This is a genomic window from Lentzea rhizosphaerae (genome assembly GCF_042649515.1).
Classification (GTDB): Bacteria; Actinomycetota; Actinomycetes; order Mycobacteriales; family Pseudonocardiaceae; genus Lentzea; species Lentzea aerocolonigenes.
The window spans coordinates 185,156-207,575 of record NZ_JBHRZI010000023.1; the positions used below are offsets into that span (position 1 = coordinate 185,156).

The 22,420-nt window shown below is 70.5% G+C and carries 19 protein-coding genes (1 of these 19 only partly in view); 15 read left to right on the forward strand and 4 right to left on the reverse strand.

Annotated features, from left to right (window positions below; genetic code table 11):
* The 4 genes in view from ACFOWZ_RS27910 to ACFOWZ_RS27925 are tightly spaced (at most 56 nt apart) and all read right to left on the reverse strand, a layout consistent with a single transcriptional unit that may run on beyond the window.
* Nucleotides 1-54 carry the beginning of an endo alpha-1,4 polygalactosaminidase gene (locus ACFOWZ_RS27910; protein WP_382376870.1) on the reverse strand. 693 nt of this gene lie to the left of the window's left edge, so only the first 54 of its 747 coding nucleotides appear in the window; it begins with the start codon at nt 52-54; its stop codon lies off the left edge, out of view.
* A gap of 40 nt (nt 55-94) precedes the next feature.
* On the reverse strand, nt 95-1,486 hold the full coding sequence (locus ACFOWZ_RS27915; RefSeq protein WP_382376871.1) for a helix-turn-helix transcriptional regulator: 1,392 nt from the start codon (nt 1,484-1,486) through the stop codon (nt 95-97).
* Entirely contained in the window at nt 1,486-1,899 is a 414-nt protein-coding gene (locus ACFOWZ_RS27920; RefSeq protein WP_382376872.1) for a hypothetical protein, read from the reverse strand. Before ACFOWZ_RS27920 ends, ACFOWZ_RS27915 begins: the two co-directional genes overlap by 1 nt.
* A 56-nt stretch (nt 1,900-1,955) precedes the next feature.
* The gene (locus ACFOWZ_RS27925) at nt 1,956-3,287 is read right to left on the reverse strand and encodes an Hsp70 family protein (RefSeq protein ID WP_382376873.1); all 1,332 of its coding nucleotides are present in this window, start codon (nt 3,285-3,287) and stop codon (nt 1,956-1,958) included.
* Nucleotides 3,288-3,651: 364 nt separating this feature from the next.
* Here ACFOWZ_RS27925 and ACFOWZ_RS27930 point away from each other — a divergent pair, with 364 nt between their 5' ends.
* The 15 genes from ACFOWZ_RS27930 (at nt 3,652) to ACFOWZ_RS28000 (ending at nt 22,379) form a co-directional block, all read left to right on the forward strand.
* The gene (locus tag ACFOWZ_RS27930) at nt 3,652-4,224 is read left to right on the forward strand and encodes a hypothetical protein (protein WP_382376874.1); all 573 of its coding nucleotides are present in this window, start codon (nt 3,652-3,654) and stop codon (nt 4,222-4,224) included.
* Between the two features lie 55 nt (nt 4,225-4,279).
* A complete protein-coding gene (locus ACFOWZ_RS27935; RefSeq protein WP_382376875.1) occupies nt 4,280-4,873 on the forward strand; it encodes an IniB N-terminal domain-containing protein in 594 nt (197 codons plus the stop codon).
* 4 nt (nt 4,874-4,877) lie between these two features.
* Entirely contained in the window at nt 4,878-6,656 is a 1,779-nt protein-coding gene (locus ACFOWZ_RS27940) for a dynamin family protein (protein WP_382376876.1), read from the forward strand.
* Nucleotides 6,653-8,074, forward strand: coding sequence for a dynamin family protein (locus ACFOWZ_RS27945; protein WP_382376877.1), 1,422 nt, complete (start codon nt 6,653-6,655; stop codon nt 8,072-8,074). The genes ACFOWZ_RS27940 and ACFOWZ_RS27945 overlap by 4 nt, the downstream gene beginning before the upstream one ends.
* A gap of 56 nt (nt 8,075-8,130) precedes the next feature.
* Entirely contained in the window at nt 8,131-8,712 is a 582-nt protein-coding gene (locus tag ACFOWZ_RS27950; RefSeq protein ID WP_382376878.1) for a hypothetical protein, read from the forward strand.
* A 9-nt stretch (nt 8,713-8,721) separates the two neighbouring features.
* Nucleotides 8,722-10,368, forward strand: a complete 1,647-nt coding sequence (locus ACFOWZ_RS27955) for a hypothetical protein (RefSeq protein ID WP_382376879.1) — start codon at nt 8,722-8,724, stop codon at nt 10,366-10,368.
* Nucleotides 10,369-10,382: 14 nt separating this feature from the next.
* Entirely contained in the window at nt 10,383-10,742 is a 360-nt protein-coding gene (locus ACFOWZ_RS27960) for a hypothetical protein (protein ID WP_382376880.1), read from the forward strand.
* Between the two features lie 37 nt (nt 10,743-10,779).
* The gene (locus ACFOWZ_RS27965) at nt 10,780-11,733 is read left to right on the forward strand and encodes an aldo/keto reductase (protein WP_382376881.1); all 954 of its coding nucleotides are present in this window, start codon (nt 10,780-10,782) and stop codon (nt 11,731-11,733) included.
* A gap of 104 nt (nt 11,734-11,837) precedes the next feature.
* Complete coding sequence (locus ACFOWZ_RS27970) at nt 11,838-13,109, forward strand: vanadium-dependent haloperoxidase (protein ID WP_382376882.1); 1,272 nt, start codon at nt 11,838-11,840, stop codon at nt 13,107-13,109.
* A gap of 171 nt (nt 13,110-13,280) precedes the next feature.
* Entirely contained in the window at nt 13,281-14,618 is a 1,338-nt protein-coding gene (locus ACFOWZ_RS27975) for an alpha/beta hydrolase family protein (RefSeq protein WP_382376883.1), read from the forward strand.
* A gap of 31 nt (nt 14,619-14,649) precedes the next feature.
* Nucleotides 14,650-16,827: an FxSxx-COOH system tetratricopeptide repeat protein gene (gene fxsT, locus ACFOWZ_RS27980; RefSeq protein ID WP_382376884.1), complete on the forward strand. Its 2,178-nt coding sequence runs from the start codon at nt 14,650-14,652 to the stop codon at nt 16,825-16,827.
* 22 nt (nt 16,828-16,849) lie between these two features.
* Nucleotides 16,850-17,659: a lipoyl protein ligase domain-containing protein gene (locus tag ACFOWZ_RS27985; RefSeq protein WP_382376885.1), complete on the forward strand. Its 810-nt coding sequence runs from the start codon at nt 16,850-16,852 to the stop codon at nt 17,657-17,659.
* A 58-nt stretch (nt 17,660-17,717) separates the two neighbouring features.
* The gene (locus ACFOWZ_RS27990; RefSeq protein WP_382376886.1) at nt 17,718-18,233 is read left to right on the forward strand and encodes a SigE family RNA polymerase sigma factor; all 516 of its coding nucleotides are present in this window, start codon (nt 17,718-17,720) and stop codon (nt 18,231-18,233) included.
* Nucleotides 18,205-19,140 (forward strand): hypothetical protein, encoded by a 936-nt coding sequence (locus tag ACFOWZ_RS27995; RefSeq protein ID WP_382376888.1) that lies wholly within the window; start codon nt 18,205-18,207, stop codon nt 19,138-19,140. Before ACFOWZ_RS27990 ends, ACFOWZ_RS27995 begins: the two co-directional genes overlap by 29 nt.
* Before the next feature lie 35 nt (nt 19,141-19,175).
* Entirely contained in the window at nt 19,176-22,379 is a 3,204-nt protein-coding gene (locus ACFOWZ_RS28000; RefSeq protein WP_382376889.1) for a S8 family peptidase, read from the forward strand.
* Nucleotides 22,380-22,420: the final 41 nt, after the last annotated feature.

A 22,420-nucleotide genomic window follows, 5' to 3' on the forward strand; every position in this document is an offset into this window, starting at 1 on the left:
GCCAAAGGGAACAGGAACGGGTTGGAGGCTTGGCCTGGTGCTTAGCCCCCCCAACCACGCCCCTACCTCCAGCCACCACCCGAGCCGCGGGCCGTCAGCCCGCCAGGCGCGACCGCAGCGACGCCATCAGCTCCGCCCGGCTCGACACCGCGAGCTTCTGCCGGATCCGCGCCACGTGCTGCTCCACCGTCTTCGGCGAGATGTACAGCCGCGCGCCGATCTCCTTCTGCGTCAGCCCGTCCAGCAGCAGCTCGCCGACCGAACGCTCCCGCTTCGACAGCCCGTCGGCCGCCTCCTCGGTCGCGAAGCGAGCCCGCAACGCCCGCCCGGTGCTCAGGAGCTCCCGCGCTTCCAACGGGTCGTTGAGCTTGGCCGCAGCGGCGCCACACAGCGCCATGGCCTCCCAGGCGTCGTCCAGACCGGCGGCCACGGCGGCGACCTCGCGTCCGTCGACGGTTCCGCGCACCACGGAGGCCCACGCGTGTGCCGCCGCGCCACGTTCCGAGGCCTGCAGCGCCGCCGCGGCCTGGGTCGCCGCCTCGGCGTCCCCGGAGCCGATGGCGCGGTGCAGCTTCCACCAGTGGTTCGACTCCAGCGCCCACTGCGGCACGCCGGCCTGAGCGATGGCGCAGGTCATGGCCTCCACCACGGTCTCGCCGTCGAACCGCGACACCGCGGCCGCGCCGACGGACAGCTCTCCCCAGGCGTCGAGCAGCAGGATCTCGACGTCGGCGCCGGCGACTACCGGTGCTACGCGGCGCCACGTGGCTCGCAACGCCTCCGCGTCACCCGCGCGCCGGGCCAGGCCGATCGTCACGGCGGCCGCCAGGACGGCGTCGCGGCGCAACACCGGGGTGTTGCCGGCGGCCACGATTGCGGCGCGAGCTTCGGCGAGGCGTCCTGCGCGCAGGTGGAGCCAGGCGGAGAGCAGGCGACGGCGGGCGGTGGGCGGGCGGTCTTCGTGGGCGGTCAGGACTTCCTGGGCCGTTCGGTCGTCGCCGCCCGCGATCAGGACGGTCACGGCCAGGTCGTCCCAACGCTCGGCGGCCAGGCCGTCCTGTGGCACGGTTGCGGCCGCCAAGCCGGCGAGCCTGCGGGCCGCGCGGTCGAACCCGCCGCGCACCGCCTCGATGGCGGCGTCGACGCCGTCCAGGAAGACGGTCAGCCCGCGCGGGGCCGCGCCCGACAGCTGCTCGCGGGCAGCGGCCAGGTCGCGGTCTGCCGCTTCGACGTCGCCGCCGAGGCATGCGGCGAGCGCTGCCCGTCCCTGCGCGGCGACGGACGGGGCGCCTGTCAGTGCGGACGCGATCACCCTCCACCTGGCTGCCGCATCGAGCAGCGAACCGTCGGCTGCGGCGGCCGCGGCGGCTACTCCCGCGGCCAGGCAGTTCTGGTCCGCTCCCTCGGCGAGGATGCGGTCCGCCGCCTCTATCGCCGCGGCCGTGTTCCCGGCTCTCCACGCCTGTTCGACCTCGGGTGCCTTCATCATTTCTCTCCCCCTCCGAACCACGCGCGCGCCGCGGGCAGGAACGACACGACCACCGCGACGACGGGAATCCCGCTCGCCACCACGAAGTGCACCGGCCCCACGGCCGCGATCACCGCGACGACACCGACGAGCACCACCGACACCACCCGCGCCCACCGCTTCCCCCGGTTCAGCGCGAGAGCAAGCCCGAGTTCCAGGGCCGCGATCAGCAGCCCGGCACCGAGCAGCAGCGCCAGCACGGCGACCACCACCCGTTCCTGCGCGACCGCAGGCTCCGCCGGAAACCGTTGCGCCACTTCAGCAACCACGCCCTGACGCACGTCGATCAACGCCAGCACGGAGCTGGCCGGCTGCACCACCGCGGCGACGACCCACAACCACACGGCGATCCTGACCACACGTGGCTTCACCGGCGAGACGGGCTGAAAGCGTTGCAGGCGAGGTCTAGGAGGAACGGCAGGTCTTGTCACGGGGCACCGGCTTTCGTCGTGCCGCTCGTGGTGGTGGTCGTCGAGCTCGGCGGCGGCGGAGTGGACTTGGTCGTGGTGACAGTCGTCGAAGGACGCGTGGTCGTGGTGGTGGGCTTGGGTTTCGGCGGCTGGGTCGTCCGTGGCGCAGGCGCCGGAGCAGCAGGCCGGGTCGGCACGTACTCCACGACCGCGGGTTCGTCGACGGTCTGCGTCGTCGTGGGCACCACGGTCGTGGTGGGAGTTCGAGACTCGGCACCGGCCTTGTTGGTCAGCACGTTGTTCGCGAGCACCCCACCCGCGACGGCCACCGCGAGCACTCCGGCCGTCACGAACGGTGTCAGCTTCGTCCGCTTGCGGCGCAACGACTTCGGCGCTTCCGGCAGCGGCGGGCGGGTCCACGTCGCGGTGGCGGCCGCGGCCGGCGCTGGTTCGAGACCGCGGGCCTCCAGCGCGGCACCGATGGCCACGATGCCTGCGGGCGCGGGTGACACGGCCCGCCCGAGCTGCGCGGAAACCTCCTGCGTCACCAGCGGAATCCGCGACGAACCGCCGACCAGCAGCACAGCGGCCAGCTCGCGAGGCGATGTTCCGGCGGCCCGCAGCGCGCGGTCCAGTGCGGCCACCGTCTCCTCGACCGCCGGCCGGATCATCGACTCGAACTCGGGTCGTCCCAGGCGCACCTCCCGCACAGCGATCCCCGGCAACGCCACGGGAATCAGCACCTCGGTGTCGGCGGACAGCCTCTCCTTGGCCGCGGTGCACGCGCGCCGCAGCTCGGCGACCGCCGTCAGCACCGCGGGATCCGCCGGGTCCAGCGCGTCCCAACCAGGCAGCGCCTCGGCGACGTGCCCGAACACCACCTCGTCGAAGTCGAGGCCACCGACCTCGAGCTCCTCCGGCGGCCCGGCCAGCACGAACCTGTCCGCGGCGAGCTTGCGCACCACAGCGGCGTCGAAAGTCTTGCCACCCAGGTCGTACACGGCGACGACCGCACCGTCCTGCAGGCGCGCGAGGGCGTCGTGCGCGCGGACGGCGGCCTGCGGTTCCGGTACCAGCAGCACGTCGGCCAGACCGTTCGCGGACAGGGCGGCCCGCAACGACTCCAGCCGGTAGTGGCCCCACCCCGCAGGGTGCGTCACGGCCACCCGCGCGGGCCTTCCGTCAGGCAGGGAACCGAGCAACGTCACCAAAAATCGGGCGGTCACCGCCTCGGCCGTCAACGCGGCGTCACCGATCCGCAACGGAGTGGGGTCGCCGATTCGGTTCTTGAACTGCCGCGCGACGCGACCGGGATCGGCGAGCGCACGGCGTTCGGCCTCGGATCCCACGAGGAACGTCCCGTCAGGACTCTGGAAAACCACTGACGGCACAAGCACTTCAAGCCTCGCGGCCTGATCTGGTCTACAGGTCGACACCGTGGTGAAGGTCGATCCCAGATCCAGTCCAACCTGGTACGACATCGGACTCTCCTATGGCACTTCGCAGCGGACGTACCTACACGTGTGTCTCAGTTGGCCGGTTCACCGCAGTTGACGAAACAAGGAGCAATCCCTCAACGACCCCCTCAATCCCTGTGTTCGGAGCCGCGACGAACAGGGTTTGGTCCCGATGGCAGAGGCCTCGCCGGAACCTAACTTCGTTGTTGTCAGCCGGTCGGAACCGCCGCCGGCGACCAACACCAAGGAGCAGGACATGAGCACCCCCATCGACCTCAACGCGTTCCTCGCCGACCTGACCGCCGACCTGGACCTCGACACCACCAACGCCGCCGAGCAGCAGCTGCAGACGGCTCAGGTCAACCCGCAGGCCGCGGACCAGGACGCCGAGCAGACCCAGGACACCACCACGGTCACGAACACCGAGGGTGGCGGCGGAGGCGACGGCGGGACGGCCGTCGGTGGCGACAGCGGCAGCGCCAACGGGGGCAACGGCCTCGGGGTGGGCGGCGCCGGCGGCGACATCGACCAGGACGGGCTCGTCAACGTCAACTTCGGCTCCACGTCGGGTGGCAGCGGCATCGGTTTCGGCGGCAACGGCGGCGTGACCGGTGACGGTGGCGACGCCGACGCGTCCGGCGGCAACGGCGGCGCGGCGCAGTCCAACGTCGACGTGGACGCCGACCAGGACCTGGACCAGGACGTCGACCAGGTCTCGGACCAGGACGCCGACCTGACCGCCGTGTCGGACCAGTCCAACGACTTCGACATCGACGTCGAGAACGAGATCGACAACATCGTCGAGGACCTGGACCTGCCCGCTTTCTGATCCCGGGCCGGCCCTGGGCCACCAGGGCCGGCTCGTTCCACGTGAGGAGCCGGACGTGCTGTCCACCCTGATCGACTTCCTGATGAACCTGCTGAAGGACGACGAGGCGAAGAAGGCGTTCGACGAGAACCCCGACGCCGAGCTGACCAAGGCGGGTCTGAACGGCGTCACCGGACAGGACGTCCGGGACGCGCGGCTGATCATGGCCGACTCCGGCGGGGTGCGCGCCCGCGGTGCGGAGAGATCGTCCTCGCACGACGACGACCCGGTCCGGGAGATCCACCACACCACGCGCGAGTACGTGGTGGAGAAGCCGGTCACGAACATCGAGCAGAACATCAGCATCGACGACCGGGACGTCACGATCATCGACGACTCGTTCAACTCCGACGACGACACCGAGGTCAACTCCGTCGCGATCCAGGACAACGACACGAACGTCGTGCAGGTGAAGGACTCGTTCAACGAGCCGGAGCCGGTCCTGAAGGACGAGGACGACGTGCCGCTCGAGCCGGAACCGTTGGACGAGGACCCGGAGATCGTGCTGGACGACCCGGTCGTGCTGCCCGAGCCGGAGCCCCTTCCGGACGCACTTCCGGTGGACGTCGAGCCGGAGCCCCTGCCCGAACCCGACCCGGTGGTTGCGTGAGCTCATGACGACCACACCGATCGAGGCCGTCGACCGCGCGCTCGCCGCCATCGCGCGCTACGGACGGCCGGACCTCGAAGCGCGGCTGCGCCAGGCGAGGGCACGACTGCAGGACGACCGCGTGCGGCTGCTGGTCGTCGGTGAGTTCAAGCAGGGCAAGAGCATGCTGGTCAACGGCCTGCTCGGGGCGCCGGTGTGCCCGGTGTTCGACGACGTCGCGACCTCGGTCCCGACCGTCGTCCGGTACGCCGATCAGCCCGTCGTCACCCTGGTGCGCGGTGACTCGCGCATCGAGGTGCCGGTGGAGGAGCTGGCGGCGCACGCGTCGGAGTCGGGCAACCCCGGCAACGCCGAACGGCTGGACCACGTCGAGGTCGGGATTCCACGAACGATCCTCGCTCCCGGATCGGACTCAGCGGGGCTGGAGCTCGTCGACACCCCCGGTGTCGGCGGGCTCGGCTCGGTCCACGGCGCGGCGACGATGTCCGCGCTGCCGACCGCCGACGCGGTGCTCCTGGTGTCCGACGCGTCCCAGGAGTACACGGCCCCGGAACTGGAGTTCCTGCGCAACGCCGTGGCCGTGTGCCCGAACGTGGCGTGCGTGGTCACGAAGACCGACCTCTACCCGGACTGGCGTTTCGTCGCTTCCCAGAACAAGTCGCACCTGGAAGCCGTCGGGCTGACGCCGTCCTTCTTCACGGTGTCGTCGACGCTGCGCTGGCACGCTCTCCAGACGGGCGACCAGGACGTGAACCGCGAGTCCGGCTACCCGCCGCTGGTCACCTACATCCGCAAGAAGGTGCTGGGCGAGGCCGAGTCGCTGGCCCGTCGCTCGACCGCGCACGACGTGCACGCCGTCCTCGACCAGATCATCTCGTCGTTGCGCGCGGAGGAGTCGGCGCAGTCGGATCCCGCGTCCGCCCAGGCGTTGATCGACGAGCTCTCCGCGGCAGAGCAACGCGCCGCAGGGCTGAAGGAACGCTCGGCGCGCTGGCAGCAGACGTTGTCCGACGGTGTCGCGGACCTGAACGCCGACGTCGACTACGACCTGCGCGACCGCATGCGCGAGATCGTCCGCGAAGCGGAGGAGTCCATCATGGACGGTGATCCGACCAAGATCTGGGACCAGTTCACGAAGTGGGTCCAGGACGCCGCCGCGTCGGCCGTCTCGGCGAACTCGGTCTGGGCGACCCAGCGGGCGCGCTGGCTGGCCCGACGCGTGGCCGAGCACTTCGACTCGGAACGCGAGCAGACCTTGCCGTCGTTGCGAACGTCGTCCGGCGACCCTTTGCGTTCGGTGCGCGCATTGGAGGTGCGTTCCGACGAGAAGTTCGGTGTGGGCGGCCGTTTCCTGAGCGGTCTGCGCGGCGGGTACTCGGGTCTGCTGATGTTCGGGCTGCTCGGCTCCGCGATCGGGCTGTCGCTGATCAACCCGATCTCCATCGGCGCCGCGGTGCTGCTGGGCGGCAAGACCATCGGCGACGAACGGAAACGCATCGTCCAGCGCCGCCAGAACGACGCCAAGACCGCGCTGCGCCGGTACGTCGACGACGTGACGTTCCACGCCGGCAAGGAGTCCCGCGACGTTCTCCGCGCGATGCAACGCGACCTGCGCGACCACTTCACCGCGCTGGCCGAGCAGCTCAAGCGCTCGCTGCAGGAGTCGATCCAGTCCGCTCAGAAGTCCGTGAAGGCCTCCTCTGCCGACCGTTCGGCCAGGCTGAAGGAGATCGCCGCGGAACTGGCGGTGCTGGAGAAGGTCCGTGCGGAGGTGACCGCGTGATCACCGACGAGGTCCGCCGCGTGCTGTCCCTCGCGGTCGACGCCTACCGCGACCAGCCGCGCGCCGCCCACTTCCTGCGCGGTCAGCTGGACCGCCTGGACTCACCGCTGCGCGTCGCGATCGCCGGACGCGTCAAGGCGGGCAAGTCCACGCTGCTCAACGCGCTGGTCGGCGACTCGCTGGCGCCGACCGACGCCGGTGAGTGCACGCGGGTCGTCACCTGGTACCAGGACGGGCGTTCGCCGCGCGTCGTGATGCATCCCGTGGCCGGGAGCCCGGTCTCGCTGCCGGTGGTGCGCCGCGACGGAGCCCTGTCGATGGACCTCGGCGGTGCCGCGGTCAACCGGCTGGTCGTGGACTGGCCGTCGCAGAGCCTGCGGCACACCACGTTGATCGACACGCCGGGCATCGCTTCCCTGACGGCCGAGAACTCGGCGCGGGCGGTGCGGTTCCTGACCCCGGACGACGAGACGCCGACCGAGGCGGACGCCGTGGTGTACCTGATGAAGCACCTGCACTCGGCGGATGCGTCCTTTTTGGAATCCTTCCGCGATCAGGGGGTCGCCCGCGCGGCCGCCGTCAACACCGTCGCGGTGATCTCCCGCGCCGACGAGATCGCCGGCGGCCGGGTCGACGCGATGATCTCGGCCCGTGCCATCGCGGCACGCTACCGCTCCGCACCCGAACTGCACGGCCTGGCGCAGAACGTGGTCGCCGTCGCGGGCCTGGTCGCCATGGCCGGGCGGACGCTGACGCAGGCCGAGTTCGTGGCCCTGTCGGCACTGGCGGCCGAGCCCAGGGAGTCGCTGGAGTCGTCGTTGCTCTCGGCGGACCGGTTCACCTCCGGTTCGCAGGAGAGGGCCGCGCTGCTGCGCCGGTTCGGCGTGTTCGGCATCCGGCTGGCGGTGACGCTGATCCGCCAGGGCGTCCGGTCGCAGGCGGCGCTGGCCGACGAACTGGTGGCCCGCAGCGGACTCCGGGACCTGCAACGGGTGTTGCAGACGCAGTTCAGCGAGCGCCGTGACCTGTTGAAGGCCCGGTCGGCGTTGCTGGCGCTGGACCGGGTCGTGCGCACCTCGGGCGGCGGGCGCCTGGCCGGCGAGGTGGAACGGATCCTCGCCGGGACCCACGAGTTCACCGAACTCCGTCTGCTGTCGGCGTTGCGGTCCGGCGTCGTGGCCCTGCCCCGGCCGATGGTGGCGGAGGCGGAACGTCTGCTGGGCGAGGAGGGCATCGCCCCGGCGGCCCGGCTGGGCCTGGCGCCGGACGCCGTGGCCGCCGAGGTGCGGCAGACCGCGTTCGCCGCCCTGCGCCGCTGGCAGGCACACGCGGAGAACCCGATGCTGGGCAGGAAATCCGCGGACGCGTGCCGCGTGCTGGTGCGGACGTGCGAAGGGCTGCTGACCCGCGGGCGGTGAACCACCTACGCCGGTTGGCCGTCGCCGCGAAACCGGCACGTGACTAGGTTGATCGTGTGGCAGGACAGGGGGAGCCTCAGCAACCGGGCTTGTTCACGCCGGCCGTCGGCGTGGTGATCGGCTACGTCCTGCTGGCCGGCAACCCGTGGCTGAACCGGGACATCACCATCGCGCTGTCCGACGCCGACTCGGCCGTTCGCATCATCAGCGTGCTGTTCTCCTATGCGAGCTGGCACGTGGACGTCGATCGCGTCGGCCCGTTCCTGTTCTGGTTCGCGAACCTGCGGGCGGTGCTGTTCGTGGCGCTGACCATCGCGGGGCTGGCCAGTACGTCGCGCTGGGTCCGCGAGACCGCGGGCCGCACGGGTCTGTTCGTCGTCACCGTGGGACTGACGACGCTCAGCGCCGTGACCGCCGAACTGGGCTCTGCAGCGCTCACAGTGACCCTGATGGACACGAGCGCGACCTACGGGTACTTCGCGCCCGACCGGTCCGGGGAGTTCTTTCTCAGCCTGTTCAGCACGTCGGCGTCGTTCGGGATGCTGTTCGGCTTGGTGCTCGGCGCCGTCGTGGCCGCGGAGCGCCGGGCTCCCGCGAACGGGGAACGCCGTGCCGACACACCGAAGTCGTTCTGGTGAAGGGGATCGATGAGCCAGCCAACCGCCTTCTCCCCCGACGACACGACGCGGTACCTGTGCGTCGCGGCGAGGACCGACGAGCGCTTCGCCGCGCGGATGACCAAGGCGCTGCTGAACGACGACCTGCACGCGGCGGCACCTTCGGTCGGGTTCGCGCTGCGCCCTGTGTTGCTGCACGCGCTGGACGCGGCCCGCCAGCACACGGTGCGGAACTGGTACCTGCTCGCGGCGACGGTGGCGGCGCTGATCATCTCTCCACTGTGGACGGTTCTGGCACTGCTGGTGATCCTGCCGGTCGGCGGCAGACTCGCCCGGCGCGCCGGGGAGTCCCGCAGGCTCCGCGATGTGGTGTTCGCCCTGATCGTGCTGGCGATCACACTGTTGTTGTCCGTGTCGATGGTGTCCGCGCTGGGCACCGCACCGGAGCCGACGCGGCGAACCCCGGAGCCGGAGCCGCCGGTCGCGGAGTGGCTGGTCGGCCTGCCGTGGCTCGCGTTGGTGATGGGCCTGGTGGTGTACGCGCTGATGGTGTGGAGCGAGTGGCAAACCCGCCTGACGTTGCTGAGCCGGCTCACCCGAGGCTCGTTCAGCCCGGAGGACGCCCCGGCACTGCCGTCGAGCCAGGCGTGGTTGTCCGACCGGCTGGCGGCGATCGACGCGGCCGAGGGCGGCAACGTGACGATCTACGACGGGTTCACGCCGTTCATCGGCCACGGACCGCTCGTGTCGACGTGGTCGTTCGCCCTGCCGTCGCTGCGGCGTGACTCCACTGCCGACGACGACGCCGTGGTGCCGCTCGACATCGCCGAACTCGTGACCCACGTCCGGGACCGGTTGGCCGGCATCGGCGTGGAGCCCGACGAACTGCCGGGGCTCGTCCTCAGCGAACGGGCGTTCGTCAGCGGCAACGCGCTCACCATGCACCCGGCTCTGCTGCCCGAACGCGACGAGACTCCCCGGCAGCACCTGCCCGCCGACGACCTGGCCCGGCTCGCCGCACGCCCGCACGGGTCGGCACGGCACTATCTCTGCGCGCAGGTCCCGTCGTGGGGCGGTGAGGTGGTCGCCAGCACGTTCCTGCACTTCTCGACCGACGGCGGCCTGCTCTACCTGCAGTGCGACCGGACCGTGCTGGGACCGTTGTGGCAGCAGTACCACGACGTGGACCGGATCAGCCCGCTGCTCACCGCGGGCGCGATCGGCCGGCTGCTCGTCAGGGCGGCGAGCGGGGTGTCGAGCGCGGTGCCGCGTGCACCCTTCCGCGTCGTGCGCGACCTCACCTTCCGCTGGCGCTGGGAACGACGTCGCGCCTTGGAGCGGGCGATCGCCCGGCAGGACCTCGGCTACAACTACGGCGCCCGCTTCAGCGTCCGGGAGGAGGCCACGGACGCCAGCTACCACAACTACTTCCAGAAGACCGACACCGCCAAGCACCTCAAGCTGATCGAGCGGCACGTGCTGGCCGCGCTGCTGGACTTCCTCGACGAACACGGCGTGGACACGGCGGAGTTCCGCAACCGCCAGATGACGATCCTCAACCAGGGCGTCATCCAGACCGGCGGCGTCAGCAACGTCGGCAACCAGGCCGTCGGCAGCGAGGCCACCGCCACGGTGCAGGTCCCCGCACCCGAGCCCGCCGCCGGGAAACCGGCGTGACAGAAGGGAAACCAGTGCCGGAAAGCTCACCGAACTACGGCATCCAGCAGTCCGGCGGCGTCAGCAACGTCGGCAACCAGGCCGTCGGCCCGCACGCCCGCGCGGTCAGCCACGGGCTGACCTTCACCGCCTCGCCGCAGACCAGCGAGCTGATCACCGAGCTGATGACGTTGCTGGAACGCCATCGCGCGGAAGTCCCCGAGGAGGCCGAGGCGGTTGCCGAGGAACTGCAGGACGAGCTGGACTCGCCGGAGCCCGACCGCGGTGTGATCGCGCGGACGCTCGAGCGGCTCACCAACATGGTCAAACCCGTCGCTCCCCTGGTCGAGACGGTCGGCGAACTGACCAAAGCGGTGGAGGGGTTCGGCGGCTGACCCGGCGGCGCCGCCGATCGGGGCGCACACTGTGCTCGTGACCGGGAGCAGTACTGCCCGTGAGCTGGGACGGACAGGCGTGAAAGTGCCGCCGCTGGGCGTCGGCGTCATGGTGTGGGGCGACATGACGCGAGCGCCCCGGATGAACCCTGCCCGCAACGCCTACGGTCCCACCAGTGGTCTCGGCGACCAGCGCGAGGCGTACCAGGTCAGCCTCGCGGCGGGCGTGAACCTCTTCGACACCGCGGCCATGTACGGCAACGGGGTGTCTGAGCAACGTCTGGGAGAGCTGACCGAGGGCGACGACCACGTGCTCGTCGCGACCAAGTTCCCGGCCGAGTTCTTCTCCCGCGCCGACAGCCTGCCCGAGACGCTCGACGCGAGCCTCTCCCGGCTGCGGCGCCAGGTGATCGACCTGTACCAGGTCCACTTCCCGGTGCGCTGGATGCCGATCCCCCGGCTGATGGACCTGATGGCCGACGCGGTGGCGGCGGGCAAGGTGCGGGCCGTGGGCGTCAGCAACTTCTCCGCGGACCAGATGCGGACCGCGCACGCCGCGCTGGCGGAGCGCGGCATTCCGTTGGCCTCCAACCAGGTCCAGTACTCGCTGCTGCACCGCAAGCCCGAGACCGACGGCGTGCTGGCCGCGTGCCGGGAGCTCGGCGTCACGCTCATCGCGTACATGCCGCTCGCCTCAGGTGCGCTCACCGGCAAGTACGACGCCGAGCACCGGCCAGCGGGCTGGCGCCGGTACCGGGCGCCGTTCCGCGGCAAGACGGCGCTGGCCGAGCTCGACCGGGTCAACGCCGTGCTGCGGCGCCTGGCCGAGACCCACGGCAGAACGCCCGCGCAGATGGCGTTGCGCTGGCTCGTCCAGCAGCCCGGTGTGCTTCCGATTCCGGGTGCGAAGAACGGCAGGCAGGCGGCGGAGAACGCGGGAACGTTGACGTTCGAGCTCGGCGACGAGGAGATCCGGGCGCTGTCGGGTTGATCGCGCGTTCGGAGCAAGTGCTTACCCGGCAAAGCTTGTTGCCCGTGCCGCACAACAGCTGGACACTGGAACCTTCGTGGAGCTGTTTGCCACTGGGGGATTCCATGACACGTCGTATTTCCGAGCCCGGAAAAATCAGTTTCTGCGCGGCAGCTGTGCTGACCGCGCTTTCGGTGGTGGTCGCCCCTGCGGCACAGGGCGACGCACCCCGCCAGAACGCCGTCATCACCTGGAACGTCCTCGCCGAGACCGCGATCTTCGACGTCGCCAAGCAGTCGCCGACCGCGACCGCGCGCAGCTTCGCGATCGTGCAGGGCGCGGTGTACGACGCGGCCAACGCGATCGCCGGCACCCCGTACGAGCCGTACCTCGTCGCCCCGCGCACGCGGCCGGGCGACTCGGCCCCAGCGGCCGTCGCGACCGCTGCCTACCGCACGCTCGTGTGGCTCTTTCCCGCCCAGGCCGATTCCCTGCGGGCCCGCTACGACGAGTCGCTCGCCGCGATCCCCGACGGCCCCTCCGAACGCGGTGGGATCGCCGTCGGTGAGGCCGCGGCCACGGCCATGATCAACGCCCGGCGCGACGACGGCGCGTTCTCCGACGCGACCTGGCCGGTCGGATCCGCTCCCGGCCAGTGGCGGCCGACCCCGCCCGGCTTCCTCCAGACCGGGGCCTGGTTCGCCACCCTGAAGCCGTTCGTGGTGGACCCGAAGCCCTACCGCGTCCCCGGCCCGCCGGCCCTGACCAGCTCGGCGTGGGCTCGCGACTTCAACGAGATCAAGTCGCTCGGCTCGGCCACCAGCACAACCCGCACACCGGACCAGACCGAAGCGGCGATCTGGTGGGATGACCCGCGTCTGGTGGAGTGGGCGATCAAACGTCAGCTCGCCGCGACCCACCGGCTCGGCACGCTGCAGACGGCCCGCCTGTTCGCGATGGTGGACGTGGCCGCCGCCGACGCGCTCATCGCCTGCTACCAGGAGAAGAAGCGCTGGGACTTCTGGCGTCCGGTGACCGCGGTCCCGCTCGCCGGCACCGACGGCAACCCGGCCACCGAGCCCGATCCGGCCTGGGCCCCGTTGCGCACCACCGCGCCGTCACCGGAGTACCCGTCGGGGCACGCCTGCTTCACCGCAGGCACGACGACGGCGCTGCGCGCGTTCTTCGGCCGCGACGACCTGTCGTTCAGCGCCCACAGCGCCGACTCCGGCACGACCCGCCACTACCGCAGCCTCTCCCAGGCGAACGCCGAACTGGACCAGGCCAGGGTCTGGGCCGGGGTGCACTACCGCTTCGCCTCCAGGGACGGGCACCGGCTCGGCAGCAGCGTGTCGCACGCCGTGCTCGGGCACGCGTTCGGTCCCCGCGGCAACTGAATCGCCGATGGGCTGGAAACTGCCGGGCCACGCCGTACACGCGGCTGGGCGACTGGTTCACCTGGCTGTGCCTGGTGATCGCCGTGATCGTGGTGGGGCGCCTGTGGTTCAGCCGATGGAAGGGTGGCCGCGACGACTCCGCCGGGGTGGAATGAACGACGGAGGTGGGGCATGCGAACACGGTTCGTGATCTCGTTGCTGGCACTGGTGCTTCTCGCGGGTGGCGCGCCCGCGCTCGCCACGCCCGGTGTCCCCGGTGACCAGCCGTTGCCCGGCTACACCGTCAACAACCCGCCGCTGAAACCGGAGATCGTCGACGGACAGCCGACGAGGGTGCTGCAGGGCATCCACCAGCACTCGGCGTACATCGTCGAGGTGCCCGCGAAGTGGAACGGCCGGCTGGCCATGTGGGCGCACGGCTACCGCGGCACCGGCACCGTGCTCACCGTGGACCCGCCCGCCTACGGCCTGCGCACCCGGATGCTCGGCCAGGGATACGCCTGGGCCGCGTCCTCCTACTACAGCAACGGTTACGACGTCCGCGCCGGCGTCCAGGCGACGCACGACCTCGCGAAGCACTTCGGCACGCTGGTCGCGAAGCCGAAGCAGGTCCTCATCGCGGGTGCGTCGATGGGCGGTCACGTCATCGGCCGTTCGCTGGAGCAGTACCCCGGCTTCTACGACGGTGCGCTGCCGATGTGCGGTGTGATGGGTGATCACGAGCTGTTCGACTTCTTCCTCGACTACCAGCTGACCTCGCAGGCGCTCGCCGGTGAACGCGCCTACCCGGTGCCTGCCGACTACCTCACCACCGTCGTGCCGCGCATCCAGGAGAAGCTGGGCCTGACCAAGCTCGTCCCCGGCGGCCAGGACACCGTGACGGACCGCGGCGCCCAGTTCCGCTCGGTGGTCGTCGAACGCAGCGGCGGACCACGCCCTGGCGCGACGCCCGCCTTCGCGTTCTGGAAGGACTTCCTGTTCAGCCTCGCCGCGCCACCCGACGACAACGCCCCGCTCTCGCGCGACCCCGGCCGGTTGGCGACCAACCTCGGCACCCGCTACCAGCCGAACCCGCCGGTGGACCTCAACCGCGAGGTGCAGCGGGTGGCACCGCGGGACTGGCGGTCCCGCCTCTCCCCCGCGCTCACCGAGGTGCCGAGGATCGCGGGCAGGCCGAAGGTTCCGGTGCTGTCGCTGCACGGGCTGGGCGACCTCTTCGTGCCGTTCTCGATGGAGCAGGACTACCGATCCGACGTCGCCCGCAACGGTCAGTCGAAGTGGCTGGTGCAGCGCGCGATCCGCACGGTGGACCACTGCGAGTTCTCGCCTGCCGAGGCCGGTGCGGCGTGGAACGACCTCGTGACGTGGGTCGACCGCGGGACGAAACCCGCTGGTGACGCGATCGGTGACCGTGTGGCGGTGGCCGCGCCGGCGTTCGGGTGCCGGTTCTCCGATCGTGCGGCGTACGACGGGCCTGGGACGCGTAAGTTGTTCGCACCCTGTCCCTGACGAAGACCAGCCGAAGGACACCACGAGGGCGATGCCGGAGCCGGAGTACGAGTTCGACCTGGCGCTGTCGTTCGCCGGAGAAGATCGGCCGTACGTGGAGGAGGTCGCGCGTCTGCTCACGGACGCCGGCCTCCGGATCTTCTACGACGTGCAGGAGACGGCCGAGCTTTGGGGACGTGAACTCACCGAGTACCTGGACGAGATCTACCGACGGCGATCACGGTTCGTGGTCATCTTCGCTTCGGCGTTCTACGCGCAAAGCTCGTGGACCTCCTTCGAACGCCGCAGTGTTCTGGCTCGTTCCTTCAGCACGTCTTCGCAGTTCGTGCTGCCGATCCGGCTCGACGACACGGAGATCCCCGGCTGGCCTCCGAGCATCGGCTACCTCGACGGACGGACGCTGACGCCACGCCAGGTCGCGCAACTGCTGATCCAGAAGGTGGTCGGGGACGACCAGGAGCCGGAAGCCAGTCCCACGCCTCCACCGCGGTTGCCCAGCCCTCCGTGGAAGGTCTTCCTGAGCCACACCTCGGAACTCCGGGCCTGGCCGGCCAGGAAGTCGTTCATCGACGCGGCGGAGTCGGCGATCAAACGTGCCGGTCACGCACCACGCGACATGGCCTACTTCACCGCGCACGACCAGCCGCCGGCACAGGTGTGCGCCGAGGCCGTCGCGGACTGCAACGTCTACGTCCTGGTGGCCGGATTCCGCTACGGCTCGCCGGTCGTCGACCGGCCAGAGGTGTCCTACACCGAGCTCGAGTTCGAGACAGCAGGGAACTCCTCGATCGAGCGCCTGGTCTTCCTCCTCGGCGAGGGCACGGAGGGGACCGTCCAGACGCTCACCGACCTGGAGCACGGCAAGCGGCAGTTGGCGTTCCGGGAACGGTTGGGGCGCAGCGGGCTCACCTGCGTGACGATCGAGAACCCCGACGAGCTCGAGACCCAGATCCTGCAAGCGCTCACCGTGCTGGCCACCACCGCGCAGCAGACAGGGCACCGCCGAGCCGCCTCCAACATCCCGGCGGGCTCGCGCACGTTCGTGGGAAGAGCCGATCTTCTCAACCGCATGAGCCTCTCCCTGCCCGCGGGAAGGTCGGCCGTGCTGGCCCTGCACGGCATGGGCGGCGTCGGCAAGTCCACGGTGGCCGTCGAGTACGCCCACCGGAACATCACGGACTACGACACGGTGTGGCGGGTGCCCGCCGACGACCCGGTGGTGATCACCGACCGCCTCGCCGAGCTCGCACACGCCCTTCAGTTCGCCGAACCGGACGTCGGCGGCCGAGTCGCCGTCGCCCGGCTGTTCGGTCAGCTCCGCCGGCTCGACCGGTGGCTGATCATCTTCGACAACGCCACGAACCCGGAAGCGCTGGCGGAGTTCCTGCCACGAGGCCCAGGGCACGTGGTGATCACCTCGCGGAACCCGAACTGGGACTCCCTGGGTTCGACCATCGAGGTCTCCGAGCTCACCCGTGACGAAGCGGTTCAGCTGCTTCGACGCCCCAAATCGTCCCTCAGCACGCGTGACGCCGGACGGATCGCGGAAGCAGTCGGCGACCTGCCCCTGGCACTCGAACAGGCCGCGGTGGCGCTGAACGGTTACGGCCTCATCGCTGACACCTACCTGACCTTGTTGCGCGATCCGGCCCGGAACGTCCTCGGAACCGAGCTCGCGGGGCATCGCGGTTCCGTCGCCGCGTCCTTCAAGGTGACGTTCGACCAGCTCTCCAGGCGATCACCGGCGGCGATGCAGCTCGCCACACTGATCGCCTGGCTCGCTCCCGAGCCCGTCCCGCTCGACCTCTTCACCAGGAACTCGTACACGCTGCCACTGCCGCTCGCCAGTGCCGCCGGGGACCAGTTCCTGTTCGCCGCACTGCTGGCCCAGCTGCGCGAGCAGTCGCTGGTGCAGATCCGGCAGGAGACCCTGCAGATGCACCAGATCCTTGCCGTCTTGTTGCGGGCCAACGACTTCTTCCCGCCCACGGACGACCACTCGTACGGGTGGCGGGGCGTGGCGGTCCTGTTGCTCCGCAGTGCGCTCACGTCGAATCCCGACGGCGAGCCCGGCTGGCCGCTGTGGCGTCAACTTCTTCCCCACGTCCTTGCCGTGGCCGAGGCCACGGCCTCTCTGCCGGGTCTGGCGCCTGAAGCGGCGTGGCTCACCGCCAGTGCCGACGCCTACCTGCGGTCGAGCGACGCGTGAGGCCGTGGCCGAGAATCATCGCGTGCCCACCGCGAACAACCTCGGCCACGCCCGCCTGCTGGTGTCCGGAACCACCGGCTCCGCGGTCTCGGAGCTGGTGACCCCGGCCCTGCTGCTGCGCTCCCCCAGCGCCACGTGGTCGGAGCTCGTCCACGTGTACGTGCCGAACGGACCCACCGTCGCCTTCAGCGGCCGCGACCTCCGCTCACCGGGGATCGCCGCCGCCACCGAGGTGGCTCGCGCGGCGGGGTTCGAGCCGGTGGTCCGGTCGCCGGGCGGGCGGATGGTCGCCTACGACAGCGGTGCCGTCGTGATCGACCACCTCGACCGCACCACCGGCATCCGGCACGCGGGGAGTGCGACCTTCGCCGCGAACGCCGAGAGCCACGTGCGGGTGCTGCGCGCGTTCGGTGGCGTCGACGCCCGTGTCGGTGAGGTCGACGGCGAGTACTGCCCCGGTGAGTTCAGCATCAACGTCGGTGGCACCGCGAAGGTCGTGGGGTCGGCGCAACGGGTCACCGCCACCGGGTCCCTGTTCAGCACGGTCGTGCAGGTCACCGTCTCGGACCGGGTGCGCGCGGTGATCGTGGACGTGTCCGAGGCGCTCGGTTACGACCTGCGGCACAGCTCCATCGCGGGCCTGGCCGACTACGTGCCGGGGCTGACCGCCGGCGAGGTCGCCGAGGCGTTCGCGGCGGACTACCGCGACCGGCTCGGGCTGGCCGACGGACCGCTGCCCGCCGGGGTGGTCGTCCACGCGGCGGGCGCGTCCGGCACGTCCCCGTTCCACGTCGACGACTGGACGCGGGCGAATCCCCTTCAGCCGGTGTAGCGGCTGATCCCGAAAAGTCGCGGGCAACCTTCCGGTGCTCTGCGAGCATCAGGTCATCGTGAGAGTGGACGAGCAGGCCGCGTACGTCGAGTACGTGCGGTCACGGATGCCGTGGCTGCGCAAGCTCGCGTACCTGCTGTGTCAGGACTGGCACCGGGCCGACGACGTCGTGCAGACAGCGATCACGCAGTTGTTCGTGCACTGGAGCAGGGCTCGCGCCGCCGACAACCTCGACGGCTACGCGCGGACGGTGCTGACGCGCGTGTTCCTCAAGGAGCGGCGTTCGGCGTGGTCGCGCAACGTGCGCCTGGACGACGAAGCGGCCGACCGGGCGATCGAGGCGGAGGACTCCGTCACCACTCTCGCGGTGCGGCAGGCCCTGCTCGCCGTACCGCCGAAGCAGCGGGCCGCGTTGGTGCTGCGCTACTACTGCGATCTGTCCGTCGAGGACACCGCGACGGCGTTGCGCTGCACCAAGGGCACGGTGAAGAGCCAGACGAGCAAGGGGCTTCAGGCCCTGCGCAAGGCGTTGGGAGGGAAAGCCGATGAACTACTTGCGAACATTGCTGGATGACGCCGCGTCGGCACCGGCGCCTCCCGCTCGGGTCGACGTCGAGCTGGCCGTGCGGTCCGGCACGCGGATCGTGCGGCGCAGGCGGACGGCGTGGGCGGTGGGCGCGGCGTCGGCCGTGGTCGCGTGTCTCGTCGCGTCGGCTCTGGTCTTCACGCCCGCCGCGCAGGAGGAACCCGCCGTTCCGCTGCCGGCACCGGGGTTCAGCAAGGTGTTCGAGCCCGGGAAGAAGTACGCCTCGTTCGGCTGGCTGCCCGGCGGGGCCGACCAGACCATCGTCGAGACCAGGCCTGAGTGGCACCGGCAGTGGGTCACGAGCGGGTCGTGGCAGGTCGAGTTGCGGATGGTGACCGCCGGCCATGACATGGAACTCTCCGGCACCGACAAGGACTTCGCGGTCGACCCCGCACAGGTGGATCACCGGTGGCTCTACCGCACCGATCCGCCCGACGGCCGGGACGTGGAGTGGAACGCGGTGCGCATCACGGCACGCGACTTCGCGCTGCGGTGGCAGTACGCACCGGGGGCGTGGATCGAGGTCGCGGTGCAGAACGCGGACAACCCCAAGGATCTCCTCCTCGACGTCGTGAACGGTGTCCGCATCGGCGAGGAGGACGTCCGTGTTCCGTTCCACCTGACCAGCCCGCCGGGCCGGCTCACGGGGCTCTACATCGAGGAGCTGGGCTTCCGGTGGAGCGCGGGCCTGGACTACGAGGGTGGTGCGAGGGTGACCGTCCAGAGCGACGGCGCCACCCCCGACAGCATGTTCGACACCGAGGTCGACGGCAAGAAAGCGCGTCTGGAGAACAAGTACCTGGTGGTCGTCGAACCCTCCGGTGTCCACTCGCACGTCCATCTGCCGGACGGAGACCCGGTCGAGCTGTACCGGAGGCTGCGGATCGACCGCTGACCTGTAGTCGCACAACGAACCTGGGGAGATTTGGTGTGAGAAAACGATTCTGGCTGTCCGCTGCCCTCGTGACGGTGGCCGCGTTGAGCGGTGTGACCGTTCCGGCGGTTGCGGAACCGGCACCGGCACCGGCACCACCGGGCGCGGGGATCACCCTGCTGACCGGTGATCACGTGTCGATCGAGGGTGATCGCGCTCGCGTCCGTCCTGGGGGCGAACGCGAGCGGGTCTCCTTCCGGCAGTACCGCGACGAACGCGGTGATCTGAACGTCGTGCCGTCGGACGTGGAACGGCGGCTGTCCGCGCGCGAGCTCGACCGGCGGCTGTTCAACGTCAGCGAGCTCATGCGGTCCGGTTACGACGACGCGTCCAGCCCGGCGATTCCGCTGATCGTGCAGGGCGTCTCGGCCGCCGCCCTGAGCGGCGGCCGGGCGCTGCCGAGCATCGGCGGTGTGGCGGTGAAGGCGGACAAGTCGGCGTCGTTCCTCTCCGGCCCGCGGACCGCGGGCGCCGGGCGGATCTGGCTGGACGGCAAGGTGAAGGCCTCGCTCAACAAGAGCGTTCCGCAGATCGGTGCACCGCAGGCGTGGCAGGCCGGGCACACCGGCAAGGACACCACCGTCGCCGTGCTGGACACCGGGATCGACGCCGCGCACCCGGACCTCGCGGGGGCCGTGGTCGAGGCGAAGGACTTCACCGGCAGCGCTTCCGGCGCCGACGACCGCAACGGCCACGGCACGCACGTCGCCGCGACCGTCACCGGCGATGGCCGGTACCGCGGCGTCGCACCGGATGCGAAGCTGTTGGTGGGCAAGGTTCTTGACGACAACGGTTTCGGGTCGGAGTCCGGCATCATCGCCGCGATGGAATGGGCGGCGGCCGCGAAGGCCGACGTGGTGAACCTCAGCCTCGGTGGCGATCCCACCGACGGAACCGACCCGATGTCGCAGGCGCTCAATCGGCTCACCACCGACACCGGCACGCTGTTCGTCGTGGCGGCGGGCAACGACGGGAGGGACGTCGAGTCGGTCAACACTCCCGGTTCCGCGGACCTCGCGCTCACCGTGGGAGCGGTGGACCGTCAGGACCAGCTCGCCGACTTCTCCTCACGGGGACCGCGAACGGGCGACGACGCGATCAAGCCGGACATCACCGCTCCTGGCGTCGACATCGTCGCGGCCCGCGCGGCCAGAGGGAGGATCGGCAGCCCGGTGGGAGACCAGCACGTCGCCCTGTCCGGCACGTCGATGGCCACCCCCCACGTCGCGGGCGCGGCGGCGATCCTCGCCGGGCAGCACCCGGACTGGACCGCCGCGCAGCTGAAGTCCGCCCTCATGAACAGCGCCCGCCCGAACGACGCGCTGACGGTGTACCAGCAGGGTGCGGGACGGGTCGACGTCGCCCGCGCGGTCGCGCAACCGGTGACGGCGGCGCCCGCGTCACTGAGCCTCGGCACGGCGTCGTGGCCGCACACCGACGACCCGACGATCGTGCAAACGGTGACCTACCGGAACGTCGGGCCGGCCGCCCGGACGCTCACGCTGACGCCTGCGTTGACCGATCCGTCCGGCAAGCCCGCCGTCGCGGGCATGGCCACCGTGTCCCCCGGCACGATCGTCGTGCCCGCGGGCGGCGAGGCGACGGCGACCCTCACCGTGACGACGTCGCTGGACTCACCGGACGGGCTCTACGGCGGGGCCCTCGTCGCGTCCGACGGCACTGTTTCCGTGCGCACGCCGATCGGGTTCAGCAAGGAGATCGAGACCGTCGAGATCGACCTGAGCTTCCTCGGCCGCAACGGCGCACCGACCGACTGGTACCAGTACAGGTTCGTCTCCCACGACCGCCCGAAGGCGTACTACGGATGGGATCCCTCGGGCCGGATCGTGCAGCGGCTGCCCAAGGGCACCTACTACTACGATGCGACCATCCAGGAAGGTGAGTACCCGAAGCTGACGCAGATCGTCGAACCGTCGTTCACGGTCACCGGCAACGGTGTGCTGGTCAACGACGCGAGAGACGGCACCCAGCCCGGGTTCAGGCTCGACAAACCCAACGCGAAGCCGGGCGCGGCGCAGTTGGCGTTCCTGCTGAACACCAAGTGGGGCGTCACCGGCGTGATCAGGGACATGCGTGATTTCGACGGTTTCCTGCTGCGGCCCGCGAAAACGTCCGCGCCGGGCGCGTTCACGTACACGGCGTCCGCGCTGCTGGCCGAGCCGGACGGCAACGGCAAGTTCCTCGGCACCCCGTACCTGTACCACCTGACGCACACGACTCCGGACACCGTGCCCACCGACCTGCGCCCGGCGATCTCGGACCGGTCGCTCGCCGTGGTGCACTCGCAGGCGTCCTCGCACGGCAGTCCCACGGCCACGGCCGAACGTGACCGGGTGGCCAGGGGCAAGCCGCCGATGCGGTTGACCGAGTACTACACGCCGAACACGCCTTGGTGGGGATCGTTCACCGAGTTCGACGGCGCGAACCCGATCCCGCCCGCGACCACGCAGTACTCCGCGACTCCACGGTCGTTCACTCCAGGCCACCACACGGAGAAGTGGAACGCCGCGGTGTTCGGGCCGGCGTTCCCGGAGATCCCGTCCCGCCCCTACGAGTTCGGGGCCCGGCGAGGCGACGAAATGTTCCTCAACGTGCCGATGTTCACCGACCAGAGCTCCACGCGCTACGGCACGTCGAGCACCACCAGTGCTCGCAGTGTGTTGTCCCGCAACGGAACCGTGCTGTCCGACACGCCGTACACGGGGTCCTTCTACGGCACCGTGCCCGCTGGCGCGGCCACGTACCAGTTCCACGCGGAGGCGACCAGGACCGGGTTGTCCGAGCTGTCCACCTCCGTCAGCGCGGACTGGACGTTCAAGTCCGACACGGTGCCGGGCTGGGACAACGCGCCTCTGCCGCTGCTGGCCGTGCGGTTCGCCCCGTCACTGGACGAGCACAACCGCACCGAGGCGGGGCGGCCGTTCACGTTCCCGGTCTACGTGCAGCGCAACGGTTCCACCGACCTCTCGCAACTCCGCAAGCCCGCGGTGCAGGTGTCGTACGACGACGGTGCCACGTGGCAGCCGGTGCACCTGGTCCGCTCGCGGGACCAGTGGCTGGCGGTGGTCGCACACCCGAAGGACGCGAAGTTCGTGTCGCTCAAGGCACAGGCGCACGACGCTTCGGGCAACACCGTCGATCAGACGATCATCCGCGCCTACGGGCTGAACCAACGGTGATCGTCCGGCCGCCGTTCGGGTGAGTGAGGTAACCCGGCACG

Excerpts from the sequence above, each read along its gene's own strand:
- ACFOWZ_RS27915 (WP_382376871.1), bottom strand. The coding sequence starts at position 1,486 with ATGAAGGCACCCGAGGTCGAACAGGCGTGGAGAGCCGGGAACACGGCC.
- ACFOWZ_RS27930 (WP_382376874.1), top strand. The coding sequence starts at position 3,652 with ATGAGCACCCCCATCGACCTCAACGCGTTCCTCGCCGACCTGACCGCC.
- ACFOWZ_RS27940 (WP_382376876.1), top strand. The coding sequence starts at position 4,878 with ATGACGACCACACCGATCGAGGCCGTCGACCGCGCGCTCGCCGCCATC.
- ACFOWZ_RS27955 (WP_382376879.1), top strand. The coding sequence starts at position 8,722 with ATGAGCCAGCCAACCGCCTTCTCCCCCGACGACACGACGCGGTACCTG.
- ACFOWZ_RS27970 (WP_382376882.1), top strand. The coding sequence starts at position 11,838 with ATGACACGTCGTATTTCCGAGCCCGGAAAAATCAGTTTCTGCGCGGCA.
- ACFOWZ_RS27975 (WP_382376883.1), top strand. The coding sequence starts at position 13,281 with ATGCGAACACGGTTCGTGATCTCGTTGCTGGCACTGGTGCTTCTCGCG.
- fxsT (WP_382376884.1), top strand. The coding sequence starts at position 14,650 with ATGCCGGAGCCGGAGTACGAGTTCGACCTGGCGCTGTCGTTCGCCGGA.
- ACFOWZ_RS27995 (WP_382376888.1), top strand. The coding sequence starts at position 18,205 with ATGAACTACTTGCGAACATTGCTGGATGACGCCGCGTCGGCACCGGCG.